General features: G+C 59.7%; 2 rRNA genes. Both read right to left on the reverse strand.

Going from position 1 to position 908, the window contains the following annotated elements:
• Nucleotides 1–106, reverse strand: a 5S ribosomal RNA gene (rrf, locus tag ACYVM4_RS18165); the annotation flags it as partial.
• Between the two features lie 217 nt (nt 107–323).
• Nucleotides 324–908, reverse strand: a 23S ribosomal RNA gene (locus ACYVM4_RS18170); the annotation flags it as partial.

The following is a 908-nucleotide window of genomic DNA, read 5'->3' on the forward strand; positions in this document are numbered from 1 at the left end:
TCCTACTCTCCCACACCCTTCCGGGTGCAGTACCATCGGCGCTGTGGGTCTTAGCTTCCGGGTTCGGGATGGGACCGGGCGTTTCCCCCACGCTATGACCGCCGTAACTCTGTCTCCCCCCGTGGTCCACGGTCCCGGTGGCCCGGGCCCGGTGGTGGGGGGAAATCTGGTCACAGACTTTCTCTGTTGTGGTGTCCGCCCGTGCTGGGCGGTGTTCGGTGGTGGTTCCTGGTACCAACGGGTTGTTGGTTGGGAGCCGTATAGTGGACGCGGTGTTCTGTGGTTGTTCCCACCCGGGTTCCAACACGTGTTGGGGGTGGGGTGTGGTGTAAGTTGTCGGCTTATTAGTACCGGTCGGCTGCACACGTCGTTGGTTCGTGCTTCCACCTCCGGCCTATCAACCCAGTGGTCTAGCTGGGGGCCTCTCGCACACTAGGTGCGTGGAAATCTCATCTCGAAGCGAGCTTCCCGCTTAGATGCTTTCAGCGGTTATCTCTTCCGAACGTAGCGAAGCAGCGGTGCACCTGGCGGTACAACTGCCATACCAGAGGTTCGTCCGTCCCGGTCCTCTCGTACTAAGGACAGGTCTTCTCAAATTTCCTGCGCGCGCAGCGGATAGGGACCGAACTGTCTCACGACGTTCTGAACCCAGCTCGCGTACCGCTTTAATGGGCGAACAGCCCAACCCTTGGGACCAACTCCAGCCCCAGGATGCGACGAGCCGACATCGAGGTGCCAAACCATGCCGTCGATATGGACTCTTGGGCAAGATCAGCCTGTTATCCCCGAGGTACCTTTTATCCGTTGAGCGACGGCCATTCCACAATGTACCGCCGGATCACTAGTCCCGACTTTCGTCCCTGCTCGAGCTGTCGCTCTCACAGTCAAGCTCCCTTGTGCACTTACAC

Source organism: Kocuria himachalensis, assembly GCF_054784195.1.